This is a genomic window from Ureibacillus yapensis (genome assembly GCF_003515775.1).
Classification (GTDB): Bacteria; Bacillota; Bacilli; order Bacillales_A; family Planococcaceae; genus Ureibacillus; species Ureibacillus yapensis.
On sequence record NZ_QWEI01000005.1, the window covers coordinates 198,953 to 214,761 of the forward strand.

Annotated in this window: 15 protein-coding genes; 11 read left to right on the forward strand and 4 right to left on the reverse strand. The window is 40.7% G+C overall.

Going from position 1 to position 15,809, the window contains the following annotated elements; genetic code table 11:
- Window positions 1-108: 108 nt before the first annotated feature.
- A complete protein-coding gene (locus D1B33_RS11640) occupies window positions 109-369 on the forward strand; it encodes an alpha/beta-type small acid-soluble spore protein (protein ID WP_118876567.1) in 261 nt (86 codons plus the stop codon).
- Between the two features lie 55 nt (window positions 370-424).
- On the opposite strand, the gene D1B33_RS11645 is transcribed toward D1B33_RS11640, so the two are convergent.
- A complete protein-coding gene (locus tag D1B33_RS11645) occupies window positions 425-1,087 on the reverse strand; it encodes a GNAT family N-acetyltransferase (protein WP_118876568.1) in 663 nt (220 codons plus the stop codon).
- Between the two features lie 12 nt (window positions 1,088-1,099).
- Entirely contained in the window at window positions 1,100-1,969 is an 870-nt protein-coding gene (locus D1B33_RS11650; protein ID WP_118876569.1) for a carbon-nitrogen hydrolase family protein, read from the reverse strand.
- 165 nt (window positions 1,970-2,134) lie between these two features.
- Here D1B33_RS11650 and D1B33_RS11655 point away from each other — a divergent pair, with 165 nt between their 5' ends.
- The 9 genes from D1B33_RS11655 (at window position 2,135) to D1B33_RS11695 (ending at window position 13,222) form a co-directional block, all read left to right on the forward strand.
- Window positions 2,135-3,874 carry an ABC transporter ATP-binding protein gene (locus D1B33_RS11655; RefSeq protein ID WP_118876570.1) on the forward strand — a complete coding sequence of 580 codons (1,740 nt, stop codon included), beginning with the start codon at window positions 2,135-2,137 and terminating at the stop codon, window positions 3,872-3,874.
- Window positions 3,867-5,687 carry an ABC transporter ATP-binding protein gene (locus D1B33_RS11660; protein ID WP_118876571.1) on the forward strand — a complete coding sequence of 607 codons (1,821 nt, stop codon included), beginning with the start codon at window positions 3,867-3,869 and terminating at the stop codon, window positions 5,685-5,687. The genes D1B33_RS11655 and D1B33_RS11660 overlap by 8 nt, the downstream gene beginning before the upstream one ends.
- A gap of 156 nt (window positions 5,688-5,843) precedes the next feature.
- The gene (locus tag D1B33_RS11665) at window positions 5,844-6,557 is read left to right on the forward strand and encodes an N-acetylmuramoyl-L-alanine amidase (RefSeq protein ID WP_118876572.1); all 714 of its coding nucleotides are present in this window, start codon (window positions 5,844-5,846) and stop codon (window positions 6,555-6,557) included.
- Between the two features lie 249 nt (window positions 6,558-6,806).
- Complete coding sequence (locus D1B33_RS11670; RefSeq protein ID WP_118876573.1) at window positions 6,807-7,919, forward strand: ABC transporter ATP-binding protein; 1,113 nt, start codon at window positions 6,807-6,809, stop codon at window positions 7,917-7,919.
- A gap of 14 nt (window positions 7,920-7,933) precedes the next feature.
- Window positions 7,934-8,860 (forward strand): carbohydrate ABC transporter permease, encoded by a 927-nt coding sequence (locus D1B33_RS11675; RefSeq protein WP_407656725.1) that lies wholly within the window; start codon window positions 7,934-7,936, stop codon window positions 8,858-8,860.
- A complete protein-coding gene (locus D1B33_RS11680) occupies window positions 8,857-9,672 on the forward strand; it encodes a carbohydrate ABC transporter permease (protein WP_199677401.1) in 816 nt (271 codons plus the stop codon). The genes D1B33_RS11675 and D1B33_RS11680 overlap by 4 nt, the downstream gene beginning before the upstream one ends.
- A gap of 64 nt (window positions 9,673-9,736) precedes the next feature.
- Complete coding sequence (locus tag D1B33_RS11685; RefSeq protein ID WP_118876574.1) at window positions 9,737-11,092, forward strand: ABC transporter substrate-binding protein; 1,356 nt, start codon at window positions 9,737-9,739, stop codon at window positions 11,090-11,092.
- A gap of 122 nt (window positions 11,093-11,214) precedes the next feature.
- Window positions 11,215-12,060: a glycerophosphodiester phosphodiesterase gene (locus D1B33_RS11690; RefSeq protein WP_118876575.1), complete on the forward strand. Its 846-nt coding sequence runs from the start codon at window positions 11,215-11,217 to the stop codon at window positions 12,058-12,060.
- Between the two features lie 106 nt (window positions 12,061-12,166).
- Window positions 12,167-13,222 carry an Mrp/NBP35 family ATP-binding protein gene (locus D1B33_RS11695; protein WP_118876576.1) on the forward strand — a complete coding sequence of 352 codons (1,056 nt, stop codon included), beginning with the start codon at window positions 12,167-12,169 and terminating at the stop codon, window positions 13,220-13,222.
- Between the two features lie 66 nt (window positions 13,223-13,288).
- Here the strand turns inward: D1B33_RS11695 and gerD are convergent, their stop codons facing one another.
- Window positions 13,289-13,903, reverse strand: coding sequence for a spore germination lipoprotein GerD (gene gerD, locus D1B33_RS11700; RefSeq protein ID WP_118876577.1), 615 nt, complete (start codon window positions 13,901-13,903; stop codon window positions 13,289-13,291).
- A 244-nt stretch (window positions 13,904-14,147) separates the two neighbouring features.
- On the opposite strand from gerD, the gene D1B33_RS11705 reads away from it, so the two are divergent.
- The gene (locus D1B33_RS11705; RefSeq protein ID WP_118876578.1) at window positions 14,148-14,825 is read left to right on the forward strand and encodes a KinB-signaling pathway activation protein; all 678 of its coding nucleotides are present in this window, start codon (window positions 14,148-14,150) and stop codon (window positions 14,823-14,825) included.
- Between the two features lie 87 nt (window positions 14,826-14,912).
- Here the strand turns inward: D1B33_RS11705 and D1B33_RS11710 are convergent, their stop codons facing one another.
- A complete protein-coding gene (locus D1B33_RS11710; RefSeq protein ID WP_118876579.1) occupies window positions 14,913-15,566 on the reverse strand; it encodes a hypothetical protein in 654 nt (217 codons plus the stop codon).
- Between the last annotated feature and the right edge of the window lie 243 nt (window positions 15,567-15,809).

Genomic DNA, 15,809 nt, shown 5'->3' on the forward strand with positions numbered 1-15,809 from the left:
ATTCAAGGGTATACTAACGCAAAACAGAGGCAGGGCTGCAGTAATTTCTTTTCCATTTCAACATGTTCCGCGCGGTTTCGGACATGCTAATGAAAAGGAGGCGAGAACATGGCAAGAAGGAACCGAAATAAAATTCTCGTACCGGAAGCAAGACAAGGCCTTGATGAATTAAAGGCAAAGGTTGCCGGTACGACCGATCCCGAGCGAGCTAAGTTTGAAATTGCGGAGGAAGTTGGCGTTCCCTTAAAAGAAGGATATAATGGAAAGCTGACGTCCGAGCAAGCCGGAAAAGTAGGCGGCCGCCTTGGGGGAAGCATGGTGAAGGAACTTGTCAAGATGGCGCAGGAAAACCTTCGCAACAACCAATAAAAAGATGAAAAAAGCTTCTTTCTTCAATGTGAAAGAAGCTTTTAGTATGGTACAACTATTTAAAGGGATTTTTCCACTCCATCAGCACACCGTAATTATGGGATTCTTTATCCTCCAAATAATTCTCCACTACCGTGATCGGCAGCCGTCCACACTTTAATAGAAACGAAATGACTGGGTCGTGTATTTCATGGCTGACAACTTTATCGACGTATTCTTGAGCGGACAAATCGCCTGCGTGTTTATGATATCCAGGCATCCTGCCGCCGCCCAGAAGACGCTCTAGTCCACTATTCACCACTACATGATACATGGCTTGCATCATGATTTTCCCAAGGCTTAAAGACCGAAATGCGGGGCGAACACTAATATCCACTATATAAAGTGTATCCCCGTTACAATCATGATTCCGGATATATCCATCATCTGTTGCTTCAGACCAAGTATGGGACGGACGGGAAGAATCGAATGAAATGCATACGCCAGTGATTGAGCTGACAATCTGACTATTCATCTCAACACATAAAGCACCTTCCGGGAATAAGGCAACATGATTTGTTAATTGTTCTTTGTTCCACCACAATTCAGAAGGAAAAGGCGGAGGAAAACATTCGGCTTGAATCGCGATTAATTCATCAAAATCGTTTTCTGTATAATTGCGAACAACAATTTTCATGGGCGTTCCATTATAAAATAACCACTGCTCGTTTCGATACATACTAGATGCCCCCTATTTAAAAGGTATTTCAAAATCAGGGTAAAGATCGATTCGCCGATCGCGCCAAGTTGTAACAGAACCTTTTTCGCGTACTTGGTAGAGAAGATTTAAATCCAGGTCGGCTGTAATAAGCATGTCTTGATTAATTTCACCTTCCGCCAACAAACCTTTTGGAGGAAACGGGATATCATTTGGTGTAATAATGGCGGCTTGCCCGAAGTTGGCGCGCATAAAATCAACTGTTGGCAGTGCACCTACTGTCCCAGTCAACACGACATACACCTGATTCTCGATTGCGCGGGCGTGACTTGTATAACGTACACGATGGAAGCCATGACGATCATCCGTACAAGAAGGGCAAAAAATGACATCCGCCCCTTTTGCCCTAGCCATTCGAACAATCTCCGGAAATTCAATGTCATAACAAGTCAACAGAGCGATCGTTCCCTTATCCGTTTCGAACACCTCTAGACCGTCGCCTTTCGACATATTCCACTCATGCACTTCGGTCGGGGTAATATGAAGCTTCTCCTGGGTGCCTATTCGTCCATCGGGATAAAATAAGTGCGCGGAATTTCGAAGTTTTCCATTCACTTCGACCACATGTGTTCCCGCAATAATATGGAGGTTATATTGTTTGGCCAACTTAGAAAATAAAGTGCGGTACTGATTCGTAAAAGAAGGTAAATCATCAATGGTTAAAACATGTCCGTTTTTCCCTTTGATTGAAAGCAATTGAGTGGTAAAAAACTCAGGAAATAAGATAAACTCCGTATCAAATTCCAATGCTGCTTTAATATAGTGTTCGCTTTGATGAGCAAAATCCTCAAATGACTCGATTGTATGTAAATGATATTGCACAGCGGAAACTCGTAGTTTCATAAGTCATTCCCCCACTTATTGAGATATGGCTATTATATGGTATTTATTGGGCGTGTGGAAGAAGAGAAATGTATGGCATTGCCAGAAAAGCCGGTTGTAATTTGGTATCCTACTGTATAAAATATACGCCGAGGCGTATTTGAATTAATAGAAGAGAGGGACACCATGCAAGCCGTTTTATCTTTGAAAAAATATTTAAAGCCCTATGTGGCGTTTGCATTGATTGCACCATTATTGATGGTGCTGGAAGTGAGCATGGATTTGGTTCAGCCTACCATCATGCAGCATATTATCGATCGAGGCATTGCCGCAGGGGATACATCCTATGTGGTGAAAATGTTTGGATTAATGATTCTTTGTGCAATCATCGGTTTAATAGGGGGTGCGGGATGTTCGATTTATGCATCCAAGACCGCCATCAATTTTGCGGCGGACATTCGGCAGGAATTATATGAAACCATTACATATTTTTCGAATAAAAATAAAGATCATTTTACACTTGGAAAACTCATAACCAACATAACAAGCGATGTAGAAATGCTGCAGCGGGCGTTGACAATGCTGCTGAAGGTTTTTGTGCGTGGCCCGTTAACATTTATGGGGGCCATCTTGATTGTTTTTCTGACAGCACGAGAGTTATTTCCAATATTATTGGTTGTTGTGCCAATCTTGGCAATCGCCATCATCTATTTTTCAAAAATCTCCGGGAAAATGTTTTTAAAGGTCCAGGAGGCAGTGGATGCGGTCAACACTCGCGTTCAAGAAAATTTGGCGGGAATACGCGTCATTAAAGCCTACAACCGCAAACAGCATCAAATTGAACAGTTCACAGCGGTGAATGGGGCGCTAATGAGACGCAACATTCATGCAGAGCAAATCATCGGCATTTTAATGCCTTTAACAGTATTTGTTGTTAATATGGGAATTATAGCTGCGTTATGGCTGGGTGCCATTAAAGTAGAAAACGATACAATTGAAGTAGGGATGATTTTAGCCTTTATCAACTATTTAATGATGATTATGGGCGGTTTAATGAGCTCTACGCACGTACTAATGCTAATTGCACGGGCTGTTCCGAGTGCAAATCGAATCGATGCCGTGTTAAAGGAAAAATCGGAAATACACAATAATGAACAACCATTCACCGGTTCCATTAAAGGAGCGGTGACATTCGAAAATGTAAGCTTTGCGTACAATAAAAACAGTGAACCCGTGTTGAAGAATATCTCTTTCAAGGCCAATGCCGGGGAAACCATCGGAATCATAGGGATGACGGGAAGCGGAAAAACAACCATCGTGCAATTGATTCCCAGACTCTATGATGCCGACCAAGGGGTTATTAAAATAGATGACCGCCCAATTGAGCAATATGACTTACAAGCGTTGCGCGCGGCAATTGGCTATGCACCTCAAAAGGCGACGTTATTTTCAAGAACAATCGAGGAAAATGTTAAGTATGGGGATGAAAGTGCCAGCTTGGAGGAGTTAATCGAAGCATTGGAATCTTCGTGTGCCCTGGAATTTGTAGAAAAGTTTGAGGACAAAGCGCAGTACACGGTGGCACAAGGCGCGGCCAACTTATCCGGAGGCCAAAAGCAGCGGTTGGCAATGGCGCGTGCTTTTATTCGAAAACCTGCTATTTTAATACTGGATGATACCACTTCGGCAGTTGATAGCATCTCGGAGAGCAAAATTCAAAATGCGATCAAGGAAAACTTCAAGGATAGTACGAAATTCATTATATCATCCAAGGTTTCATCGATTCGTCATGCAGATAAAATTTTGGTGTTGGATGATGGCGAGATTGTTGGACAGGGAACGCATGATGAACTGTTGGAAGCGAATCCTGCATATCAGGAAATTGTTTCAACCCAGTTGGTAAGAGGGGGGACTTTAAATGAATAAACCTGGTGCACGCCCTGCAGGACCTCGACCAGTTGGAAGGCATCCAGGACCAAGATTCAATGGTCCTGCCGAGAAAGCAAAAAATCAAAAAGCCACGCTGGACCGAATTTGGACCTATTTAAAAAACCAGCGTTTCGGCTTGATTAGTTCCGTCGTTTTCGTCATTCTGTCGTCGACTTTAAGTTTGCTGGGTCCCTTGATGATTGGAATCATTATTGATGAGCATATTTTAACAGGGGATGTTGAAGGTGCCATCCGTATGACTTTGGTTTTGGCGGGAATCTATATTGTGGCCGCGGCATTTGCCTGGCTGCAGACTTTTGTCATGATTCGGGTAGCTCAAAACACGATTAACCAATTGCGTCAGCATTTGTTTGAACAGTTTCAATCCTTGCCAATCTCATTTTTCGATAAACGGCAACAGGGCGATTTGATGAGTCGCATGACCAATGATATTGAAAATTTGAATGCTGCTTTATCGCAAAGCGTTATTCAAATCGTTTCAACCGTTTTAACAGTAGTGGGAACGGGAATTGCAATGTTTGCTTTAAACGGGGTATTGGCCGTTGTGACATTGCTAGTGATTCCCATTATTATTTGGTCCACAAAACAGATTATTAAGCGGAGCAGCAAGAACTTTGTAGCACGTCAGAGGGATTTGGGCAATTTAAATGGCTTTATTGAAGAGACCGTTTCAAATGCCAATATTACAACACTATTTGGAAAAGAACAAAAGACAATCGAGCAATTTAAAGAAGCCAATGAAAAACTTCGCGCTTCAGCGTTAAAGGCAGATATTGCATCCGGCTTTCTTGGTCCCATCAATAACTTTATCAATAACCTGGGGATTGGTTTGGTCATTGGCGTTGGTGCATTCATGGCAATTGGCGGCTATGGCGTCACGGTTGGAGTCATTGCTTCTTTTGTTACATATACAAGACAATTTTTCCGTCCGATCAACCAATTGTCGAATTTATTGAATACTTTCCAATCCGCGGTTGCCGGGGCGGAACGGGTGTTTGAAATACTGGATGAGCAACGAGAGGCGGCGGATGTTCCGAACGCTATTTCAAAAGATCACTATGACGGGGAAGTTGAGTTCCAGAACGTTCGCTTTTATTACCAGAAAAGCAAACCCGTACTGCATGATCTCACGTTTCATGCAAAAGCCGGAGAAACCATTGCGCTTGTTGGACCGACTGGGTCTGGGAAAACATCGATTATTCAGCTCATCAACCGTTTTTACGATGTGCAGCATGGAGAAATAAAAATAGATGGCCAAAATATTGCGAAATATAAAATTGAAAATCTGCGCGGCCATATTGGCGTCGTTTTGCAGGATACGTATTTATTTTCGGGAACAATCCGGGAAAATATCCGTTATGGCAAGCTGCAGGCAACCGATGAAGAGGTGGAACACGCTGCAAAAATTGCTTATGCACACAATTTTATTAAATACTTGCCACAAGGCTATGACACAATCCTTGTGTCGGGAGGCATGAACTTAAGCCAGGGGCAACGCCAGTTAATCGCCATTGCGCGGGCCATTCTGGAAGACCCGGACATTCTGATTTTGGATGAAGCGACATCCAGCGTTGATACGATGACAGAGGTACAAATCCAAAAAGGCCTGCATAACTTAATGAAAGGAAGGACTAGCTTTGTCATTGCCCATCGGTTGAAAACGATTGAAAATGCTGATCAAATCTTGGTGATTAAAGATGGGTGTATTCTGGAGCAGGGCAATCATGATTCCTTAATGGCGAGAAACGGTTTCTATTCTTCTTTGCAGCACGAATTGCAAGTACAGTGAAATTTGAATGGCAGAAATAATTGGGACACGCTAAACATACGATGATTTAGCGTGTTCTTTATTATTTTGATGAACAATGAATTAAAGTACTTTACGCATACTCGTCCATTTTTTTGCGTATAGTAGTGCAAAAGGTTGCAAAGGCGGTGTAAATGTTTGAAAAGATGGATTGCACTAGGTGTCATTTTATTGGCCTGTTTGGGACTGGTTTTTTATGAGACAAGCGCCTCCGATCGAAGTTTCTTTTTGCCTGAACCATTAGGCGGCGTTAAAATTGTAATCGATGCAGGGCATGGCGGAATTGATGGTGGTGCATCATCCGGGGAAGTGGTTGAAAAAGATATCACACTTGCGATTGCTGAAAAGGTTCAAAAGCAATTGAAGCGTTTAGGTGCTGAAGTAGTGATGACGCGTACAACAGATGGAGATGTCATAGAGGAACATGCGCCAAGCGAGGAATTTGGAACGCTGCGCGAAAGAAAAAAGCAGGATATCTTCTTGCGTGCGGATCTTGTGAAATCAAATAAACCTGATATTTTCTTGACTATTCATGCAAATGCAATACCTGAGGAAAAATGGCGGGGTGCACAAGTGTTTTACCATAAAGATGGACATCCCAACAGTGAATTGCTTGCAAAATCCATACAATCGACGATTAAAGAATCGCTTCAAAATACCGATCGTGAAGCATTGGCCATTAAACAAATCTATCTATTAAAGAAGACGGAAGTGCCTTCCGTATTAATTGAAACAGGTTTCTTGAGCAATAACGAAGAACGCCAATTGTTGTCCAGCAAGGATTATCAAGAAAAGATGGCGACAGCTATTGTAGATGGCGTTGAAGGATATGTAAGTTTGGAGTTTGAATAAGATCGAATTATTGTTATGTATGAAATAGTTGCTTATTGCCTTAGCCAATCTGCAAAACAGTACATAATGATAAGTTGCTCTAAACCATTCACAGTGATTGTGAATGGTTTTTTAATTTTGTTAACAAGTTTTCACGCTACTGTAAAGAATATGGACCCATTGATAATAGTTGTAAAAAGTCCCCCGATACGCTGTTTTCACCAAATTAATATGGTTGAATAGATGTAGTTATATGAAGGAGGTCTATGTATGGGCTACATCGAACTGATGGATATTTCAAAGTCTTACAACAAGCAAAGCGATGTATTGAATGGTATCGACTTACAGATAGAAAAAGGTGAATTTTTTGTTCTGGTCGGTCCCTCGGGTTCGGGGAAAAGTACATTGCTTCGCATGATTGCAGGGCTTGAAGATATTTCTGGAGGCACGCTGAAAATTAACGGAAATATTGTGAACCATCTTCCACCAAAGGACCGCAATCTTTCAATGGTATTTCAAAACTACGCACTCTATCCACACTTAACAGTTGAACAAAATATACTATTCGGGCTTAACGCCAAAAAAATCGATAAAGCAACTCAAAAGAAAAGACTTTTAGAAACTGCGGAGATGATGGGGTTAAGTGACTTGCTAAAGCGAAAGCCGCGTGAGCTATCCGGAGGTCAAAGGCAGCGAGTTGCCTTGGCGCGCGCAGTGGTTAGTGATGCCCCCCTTTGTTTGATGGACGAGCCTCTATCGAACCTGGATGCAAAGTTACGGGCAAATATGAGAATTGAAATTCGCCGTTTGCAAAAGAAACTGGGCCTAACGATGATTTATGTAACGCATGACCAAGTTGAAGCCATGACAATGGGAGATCGCATCATGGTATTAAACGATGGGATCATTCAGCAAGTAGGCGAACCGATTGCACTTTACAATAAACCGTCCAACTTATTTGTTGCGACGTTTATAGGGTCGCCGAAGATGAATTTAGGGAAGGCCAAGTTAAAGGAATCAAACCTTGTTATAGAAGATGTCTTTACTATTCCATTTAACCATGAGCAAATACTGGCAAAGTTTCAAAATCGCCAATTGGTGGTTGGGATCCGAGCGGAACATATCCCTCATGGAGCTGAAAAGGATGGAGTCCAAACGGTTGAAATTGTTAATGTGGAACAGCTGGGAAATGAAACATTGATTTCTTTTGAAGTGGGGTCAAAACTCTGGACAGCAAAATGGCTAGGGCAATGGCTCGTTGGTGTGGGCGATCGAGTGCCAGTACAAATTTCAGTAGAGAATATGTGCTTCTTTGACGAGGACACGGGGAACTTGATTCAAGCGGCAACATCCTCTCTTAAACGGGAGGTTGTAGCAATATGAATATGAGCAATCCGATGATTGAATCGACGGAAATCCCGGAGATTAACTATGAAAGTGTAAAAAGAAAACAACGAATAAGAACTTTTGCAAAAGGGATGCTGTTTTTATTGCCTTCCCTCCTATTATTTGGCGTGTTCTTATTTTATCCTTTGTTTAAAACGCTATATTTGAGTTTCTTTTTAACGAATGCGCGTGGTGAAACAACGGTATTTGTTGGACTGCAGAACTATTTGGGGATGTTTGCTTCCCCTATATTTCATCAAAGCATGAAATCAACATTTTTATTTGTCCTTTACACCGTACCCACGACAATTATCATTGCCTTGTTTTTAGCGGTTTTGGCAAATGAGAAACTAAAAGGAATTGGTTTTTTCAGAACCATTTTCACATCCACGATGGGAATTTCGGTAGCGGCTGCATCGGTATTTTGGTTATACCTGTTCCATCCATCAATCGGTTTTATCAATGGAATTCTCGAAATGATTGGAATGGAATCCATTGGATGGCTGACGGATCCGAAATGGGCATTGATCGCTGTTGCCGTAACAACCATTTGGATGAATCTCGGGTTTACCTTCCTCGTTTTGCTTGGTGGTCTTCAGTCGATTGATTCCTACTTATATGAAAGCGCAGATATCGATGGTGCAAGCTATTTTTATAAATTAAGAAGAATTACGATTCCGATGTTATCGCCAACTTTATTCTTTGTTATTACAGTAACCATTATTAATGCTTTTCAAACATTTGGACAAATCGATATTTTGACGCAGGGTGGTCCTCAAAATACTACGAACCTGATCGTTTATTCGATTTACCGCGAAGCCTTTACCAACTACCAGTTTGGTACAGCCAGTGCGCAGGCAATCGTCCTTTTCGTCATCATCCTGATTATGACGATCATTCAATTTAAACTTGGTGAAAGGAAGGTTCATTATCAATGACCATGCCAATCAGCAAAAAAATACTATTTTATTTCTTGCTTTCCATTTCGGCACTTGTCGTCTTCGCCCCGGCGTTATTGGCCTTTGTCATGAGTTTTATGGATAACAAGGACATTATGACGGGAAGCCTTCCCCAATCATTATCTTTTGATAATTATATTAAAGCTTTTGAGCAGTTTCCGTTATTGAAATATTTGCTCAATAGTTTCATTGTGGCCATTGCGATTACAATTGGACAGCTGATTTTATCGAGTTTGGCTGCCTATGCCTTTGTATTCCTGGAGTTTAAAGGCAGGGACCTCTTGTTTTTCTTGTTTATCGCTACGATGATGGTTCCATTTGAAGCATCCATTATCCCGAATTTCCACATTATCCGGGATTTAGGTTGGATCGATCAATATCCCGGTTTAACTGTACCGTTTTTCGCAACTGCTTTCGGTACGTTCCTGCTTAGACAAAACTTTAAACAAATTCCGAAAGAGTTAAGGGAAGCAAGTCAAATTGCCGGAATGGGCGATTTCAAATTCTATTTAAAGGTCGTTTTGCCCGTTGCTAAAACCAGCCTGGTCACTTTAGGGGCTTATGGGTTCCTAACTTCATGGAATATGTATTTATGGCCATTGCTATCAACGACGAATGACACAGTAAGAACGGTTCAGATCGGGTTGAAACAGCTTCAAACACAAGAGCAGTTGAACGACTGGGGAGTCATTATGTCGGGTGCGATTATCGTCATCATTCCAACGATGATTCTGTTGTTCCTGGGACAGAAACAATTACAAAAAGGCTTAACAGAAGGAGCTATTAAATAAGGTTTATACCTTTTGTAAAAGAAAGGATAAATAGATAAATGAGACAGAAAAAGGAGTATGGAAAATGAGAAAACATTTTTTAACATCTTTTATGATGTTGTTGCTAGTGGTATTTTTAGCAGCATGCAGCTCAAATGAAAGTTCAAGCGGAGAAACAGAAGTAGAAGCTGAATCTTCAGATACAAAAGAAAAACAAGTTGTCACGTTCTGGCACTCAATGGGTGGCGCTGGACAAGAGGCATTAAATTCAATTGTTGAATCTTTTAACAGTTCGCAAGATGAAATTCAGGTTAATGCAGAATACCAAGGGGAATATGATGAATCCTTAACTAAATTCAATGCAGTAGCTGGTACCGATAGTGCTCCATCAATGATCCAAACGTTTGAAATTGGTACAAAATCGATGATTAACAGTGGCCAAATTACGCCAATCCAAGAGTTTATCGATGCAGATGGGTATGATATGAGCGGCTTGGAAGAAAATATCGTTAATTATTATTCATTGGATGGTACGTTCTATTCAATGCCATTCAACTCTTCAACACCAGTAATGTATTACAATAAAGAGGCTTTTGAAGCAGCAGGTCTTGATCCGGAAGCTCCCCCTGCAACATTTGAAGAAATTATCGAAGCAAATAAGGCAATTGTCGAATCTAATCCGGATATGAAAGGCTTTGCTCTTCAAGCTTATGGCTGGTTATGGGAGCAACTTCTAGCGAACCAAGGTGCTTTATTGTTAAACAACGACAATGGCCGTACAGGAACGCCAACTGAAATTGGCTGGACGGAAGAAGAAGGAAAGTCGATCTTTAATTGGGTAAAACAAATGGTGGATGATGGAACATTCGCAAACTATGGAACAAACGGAGATAACATGATGGCTGGTTTCTTGGCTGGCGATGTAGCGATGTTCCTGCAATCTTCTGCAAGCTCAAGAGATGTTATCGATAATGCGCCATTTGAAGTGGGAATCGCTTATTTACCACACCCTGAAGATAAAGAACGCCAAGGTGTTGTTATTGGCGGAGCAAGTCTTTGGATGATTGATGGCAAGCCGGAAGAAGAGCAAAAAGCGGCATGGGAATTCATGAAATACTTGCAAACTCCGGAAGTACAAGCCGAGTGGCATGTTGGTACAGGATACTTTGCCATTAATCCAGCTGCTTATGAAGAACAAACAGTAAAAGATGCATATGCAGAAAAACCGCAATTACAAGTAACAGTTAATCAATTACAAGATACAAAAGCTTCTTATGCAACTCAAGGTGCTTTGATGGATATGCTGCCAGAAGGCCGTAAAATCATGGAGACTGCACTTGAAAAGGTATATAATGGCGGAGAAGTAGATGAAGCTTACAACACGGCTGTTGAACAATTCAATGCAGCGATCGAACAGGCAAATGCTGCACGCGGTGAATAGAAAATAGATGAATAAGTAAAGGGTTAAGGGAATAAAGCGAGTCAGCACTCGTTTTATTCTCTTTCTAATTTATAAAAAAGTTCATGATATACATAGAATGACTGAAAAGGGGTGGACTCTATATGCACAAAAAACAAATCACGATTTCAATCATCATGCTATTTCTAATCGTTGCGGTATTCTGGTTTGTCGAGGTGGAGAATATAGAAGCGGAACCCGGTATAGTTGAAATACCTAAAATTTTTGCGCATCGTGGGGCAGTGGATCGTTTTAATGAAAGTACAATTACGTCCTATAAAATTGCGAGTGGAGAAAAAGTCGATGCTCTTGAATTGGATTTACGAATGACGAAAGACGGGAAATTGATTGTCATGCATGATGAAACGATTGACCGTACAACCAATGGAAGCGGAAAAGTGAGTGAAATAACCCTAAAAGAAGTTAAGTCCTACGAAACAGTCGGTGAATATAACAACCGGGCAACCAAGGAGAAAGTCCCCACTTTAGAAGAAGTTTTCCAAACCTTTGGAAGCTCACAGAATTATTATATTGAAACTCGATTAGTAGATGGTAAAACACTCATGGAAGAAGAGTTGGTGCAATTGCTGGCAAAGTATAATTTGCTGCATAAAAAGAAGGTGGCCATTCAATCTTTTTCTGAAGAAAGTCTGAAGAAAATGGGGCAACTGGCACCACAATTACGTTTAACGCTGTTGTTTAAAAGAGGACATTTTAATTTGGATAAAGCATTAGCGGTTGATTTTCCTGTTATTGGCCTTGAGTCTAGCGATGCGACGGTAAAAACAGTGAATGCGCTACATAGTAAGGGAAAGGAAGTTCATGTTTTTTTCAACCATGCTGAAAAGATGAAAGAGCAACAGGCGAAAATGAAAGAATTAAATGTCGATGGTTATTTTACGGATGACATTTCCTATACGAAGCAATTATTGAACTCCATTAAGCAGTAGCCTGATTCGATTTCATTAAGCGGTAATAGTGGAGTGCAAGTCAAATAAGTAGTACAATAACACCATGTTATACTAGCATAAGAAACAAAATAGGGGAGTGTTTCAGGTGATTAACGAACAACAAGTCCGTGAAGTGTTAGGGAAGTTGGAAGATCCTTTTTTACATAGAACGTTTGCTGAAACAAATGGCATCATAAACGTATCCATTAAAGAAGAAAAAAATCATGTGAGCGTGAAAGTGGCTATTGCGAAAACGAATACACCGGAGCAAATGCAGCTGCAAATGAAAATTGTAGAGGTGTTAAAAGAAGCGGGAGCGTCAACTGTCGGTATCCGCTTTGAAGAGTTATCTGCGGAAATGTTGGAGCAATTCCGCGGAACTGCTACAGAGGCTGAAGTACATGATCTATTATCACCATTATCATCCGTTCAATTTATCGCGATTGCCTCAGGAAAAGGAGGCGTCGGAAAATCGACCGTGTCTGTAAACCTTGCTGTGGCACTAGCTCGCTTGGGGAAAAAAGTAGGTTTGATTGATGCGGACATTTATGGTTTTAGCGTTCCGGATATGATGGGCATCCAGGAAATGCCTGTGGTGAAAGATGATCGAATCTACCCGGTAGAACGAAAAGGCGTAAAAGTTATTTCCATGGGATTCTTTGTTGAGAACAATGCACCTATTGTTTGGCGCGGCCCTATGCTTGGGAAAGTATTGGATCAATTCTTCCGTGATGTAGAATGGGGAGATATCGATTACTTGCTGCTTGACCTGCCGCCAGGAACTGGAGACGTGGCACTGGATATTCACCAAATGCTGCCGTCTTCAAAAGAAGTGATTGTGACAACTCCACACCCAACAGCAGCCTTTGTTGCAGCTCGCGCGGGTGCTATGGCGTTGCAAACAAACCATGATATTTTGGGCGTTATTGAAAACATGGCATGGTACGAATCGAAATCTGGTGAGCGTGAATATGTATTTGGTAAGGGTGGCGGACCCAAACTTGCGGAAGAGTTGCGTACAGATTTATTAGGGCAAATCCCACTCGGTCAACCGGATTGGACAAATGAAGATTTTGCCCCTTCTGTTTATGAAGAGGATCACCCAACCGGTAAAATCTACTTGGAAGCAGCGCAAAACATCATAGATAAGCTTTCAAAATAATTAGAACAAAAAAGGAGTGGTCTCGAAAGTTTTGCTTTTCGAGATCACTCCTTTTATCAGTTCACACTATGAGCCGCCGCCTGATTTGTCAGAACCGCCGCCACCACCGCCGGATTCACCGCCTGATTTTCCACCACCGCCGCCGGATTCCTGTGTTTCTCCACTTTTCTTGATTAGTTCCTGCCATTTTGTTTGCAGAAGAGGACTCTCGATTGTCTCCATTACCACCTGTTCCATTTGCTTGCGCATCGCTGCACTCTTTAGGATGGTTTCAAGTTCTTTTTGCATCTCAGCTTGTCCAAAAAAGGAAATTAAATCTTCCTGGTAGGTAGAGTCTTTTATGAGTTCTTTCATAATCTTGGTTTGTTCCGCACTCATGCTTTTTGCCATCTTTTCTTGAAATGTTGGATCTTCAAACTGCTTCTTCCAAAAATCTTTGGCTTTGTCGGAGAGCATGGTATCGTTAATAGCCGTTTTTACTTCGTCATTTTCAAGAACTAAAAGATCGCGGAAACTCGGATCCTGCAATAGCTGGCGAACTGCCGCTTTCCCTTCCTCGGTTTGTATGGAATCCATCATTATCTTTTTTACTTCTTCATAGGAAAGTGTTGTATTGGCTGGCTCGGAACAGCTGGCGAGTATAAGAACGACGAACATTATGGAAAGTATACGATTAAACATTAATCTCAGTCCTTTCTTAAAGGCTCTCTTTAGATTATTGTTCACAATCTTGGACATAATATGTATCCGACTGCGATAGCTTTTTTATGTTTGCATTGGTAAAATATAGTTTGATGCTTTTGATGAATTTTTAGAGCCATTTTCTTGTGCTGGGGAATTCTGTAGAGTGCATCGGTATCTCTCCTTGTTTTAGTTGAGAGATGCTATACGCCGAGACATAGATAAAAATGGGGGACATCAAGTCGTGACAATACGAAATTGGGTAAAATTTTTCTTAATGTGCATGCTAATAGGCGGTGTTGTAACGGGGATTGCGGGAATCATTATTCGTTGGAACTTCTTCCAGCCTTATTTGGCTGCAGGTGAGTTTGGTGAATTCATCGCTGCTTTCGGTTGGATGATTTTATTGGGTTGTACTATGAGTGTTATCGCCCAAGCAGGATTTTTTGCGTATCTGACACTGCATCAAGTAGGCGTGGGAATTTTCAAGACTTTAACTTTGTGGAATTGGGTGCAAATGCTTTTAATTATAATTTTGCTTGTAGACTTGATTCTATTCAGATTTGTTCCTGCCGCTGAAAGTGCAAAAGACTGGTTATTTTACATAGGTCTATTAATTGTATTGATTTTTGGTGCAATTGCCACTTCAATAAAAAAAGTTAAACTAACAGGTAAAAAACATGTATTGATTTCATCCATGTTTTTCATGATTGTTATCACATCTTTAGAATGGATTATCGCGTTAATGGGACGCCAAGGAAATATCGATACATATGTTGCATTATTATTATTCCCTTTAATTGCGGTGAATGCATACCAGTTATTAATGTTGCCAAAATATAATGCAAAGTCGGACGAAGACCGTAAAAAGTTGGAAGAACGCAGAAAAGAACGTAAACTTGCCAAAAGCAAAACCATCTAATATAAAATGCAAAAAAAGGCTAAAACCGTTTTAGATGGTTTTAGCCTTTTTGTTGTTATGTGGATGAGGCAAGGAACCTCTTAGGCACTATTGCGGCATTCTTTTCGTCTTAATGGTATAGCCGAATACATTTTCTTCTACAGAAATAAATTTTTCTGTTGCAATTAGTTTATTATATTCCTCAAAGTCGGGTTTGGTTTTTTCATGTAACCTCAATGAAACAATTGCACCATCCATCTTTTGAAACGTGTCTTTCGAATAAATTGAGGATGGGGATATTAAGTTGACCTCTTCATTAAAAGCAGTTTGTTGAAGAGTTGGGCTAAATTCATAGTCGGAGGTCATGAACCAAAGCGGTTTTTGGTCGAAATGTTTCTCATAGATTTGTATATCTCTGTTGAAGTCATCAAGGGTGTATGATTCTTCTGCACCTTTACCCCCAAGCAGTCCAGTGGGGATATTTTGATTTTTAATTTGTTCAACAATCTTAGGTGAACGCTCAATCCATTTTGCATCTAACATTAATAATGGATATGGTTGTTTCAATGTTTGTAACCATTCTTCTAATCCCTCATGCGAAAAAGAAATTTCAACGATTATAGATTGTCCATAATTTCCTTTTGAGATTATTAGGGGTTCTTCAGTCATACGAAAAACAGAAAGGATTGAATCTCTTTGCGGGTAAGCGAATACTGTTAATATCACCGCCAAAGCCACTGTTACCACGAATTTACGAGCCATGCATCTTCCCCTTTTTGCTAATGGATTTTAAACATGAAAATAGTGCCTTATAAAAAACTTATGAAATAGTGTTGACTTTCATGAATAAATCGTTGTATTATAGAAAAGTCGCCGCGAGAGAATGCGGTGAATTAAGAAATGAACCTTGAAAACTGAACAACAAAACGTTAATGAATAAAGTTTCTTCTATTTTAATAAGAAGAACAAAAATTTGGACATCAAAATTGATGCCAGCTAAAAATT

Excerpts from the sequence above, each read along its gene's own strand:
- D1B33_RS11640 (WP_118876567.1), top strand. The coding sequence starts at position 109 with ATGGCAAGAAGGAACCGAAATAAAATTCTCGTACCGGAAGCAAGACAA.
- D1B33_RS11645 (WP_118876568.1), bottom strand. The coding sequence starts at position 1,087 with ATGTATCGAAACGAGCAGTGGTTATTTTATAATGGAACGCCCATGAAA.
- D1B33_RS11650 (WP_118876569.1), bottom strand. The coding sequence starts at position 1,969 with ATGAAACTACGAGTTTCCGCTGTGCAATATCATTTACATACAATCGAG.
- D1B33_RS11655 (WP_118876570.1), top strand. The coding sequence starts at position 2,135 with ATGCAAGCCGTTTTATCTTTGAAAAAATATTTAAAGCCCTATGTGGCG.
- D1B33_RS11660 (WP_118876571.1), top strand. The coding sequence starts at position 3,867 with ATGAATAAACCTGGTGCACGCCCTGCAGGACCTCGACCAGTTGGAAGG.
- D1B33_RS11670 (WP_118876573.1), top strand. The coding sequence starts at position 6,807 with ATGGGCTACATCGAACTGATGGATATTTCAAAGTCTTACAACAAGCAA.
- D1B33_RS11675 (WP_407656725.1), top strand. The coding sequence starts at position 7,934 with ATGATTGAATCGACGGAAATCCCGGAGATTAACTATGAAAGTGTAAAA.
- D1B33_RS11680 (WP_199677401.1), top strand. The coding sequence starts at position 8,857 with ATGACCATGCCAATCAGCAAAAAAATACTATTTTATTTCTTGCTTTCC.
- D1B33_RS11685 (WP_118876574.1), top strand. The coding sequence starts at position 9,737 with ATGAGAAAACATTTTTTAACATCTTTTATGATGTTGTTGCTAGTGGTA.
- D1B33_RS11690 (WP_118876575.1), top strand. The coding sequence starts at position 11,215 with ATGCACAAAAAACAAATCACGATTTCAATCATCATGCTATTTCTAATC.
- gerD (WP_118876577.1), bottom strand. The coding sequence starts at position 13,903 with ATGTTTAATCGTATACTTTCCATAATGTTCGTCGTTCTTATACTCGCC.
- D1B33_RS11710 (WP_118876579.1), bottom strand. The coding sequence starts at position 15,566 with ATGGCTCGTAAATTCGTGGTAACAGTGGCTTTGGCGGTGATATTAACA.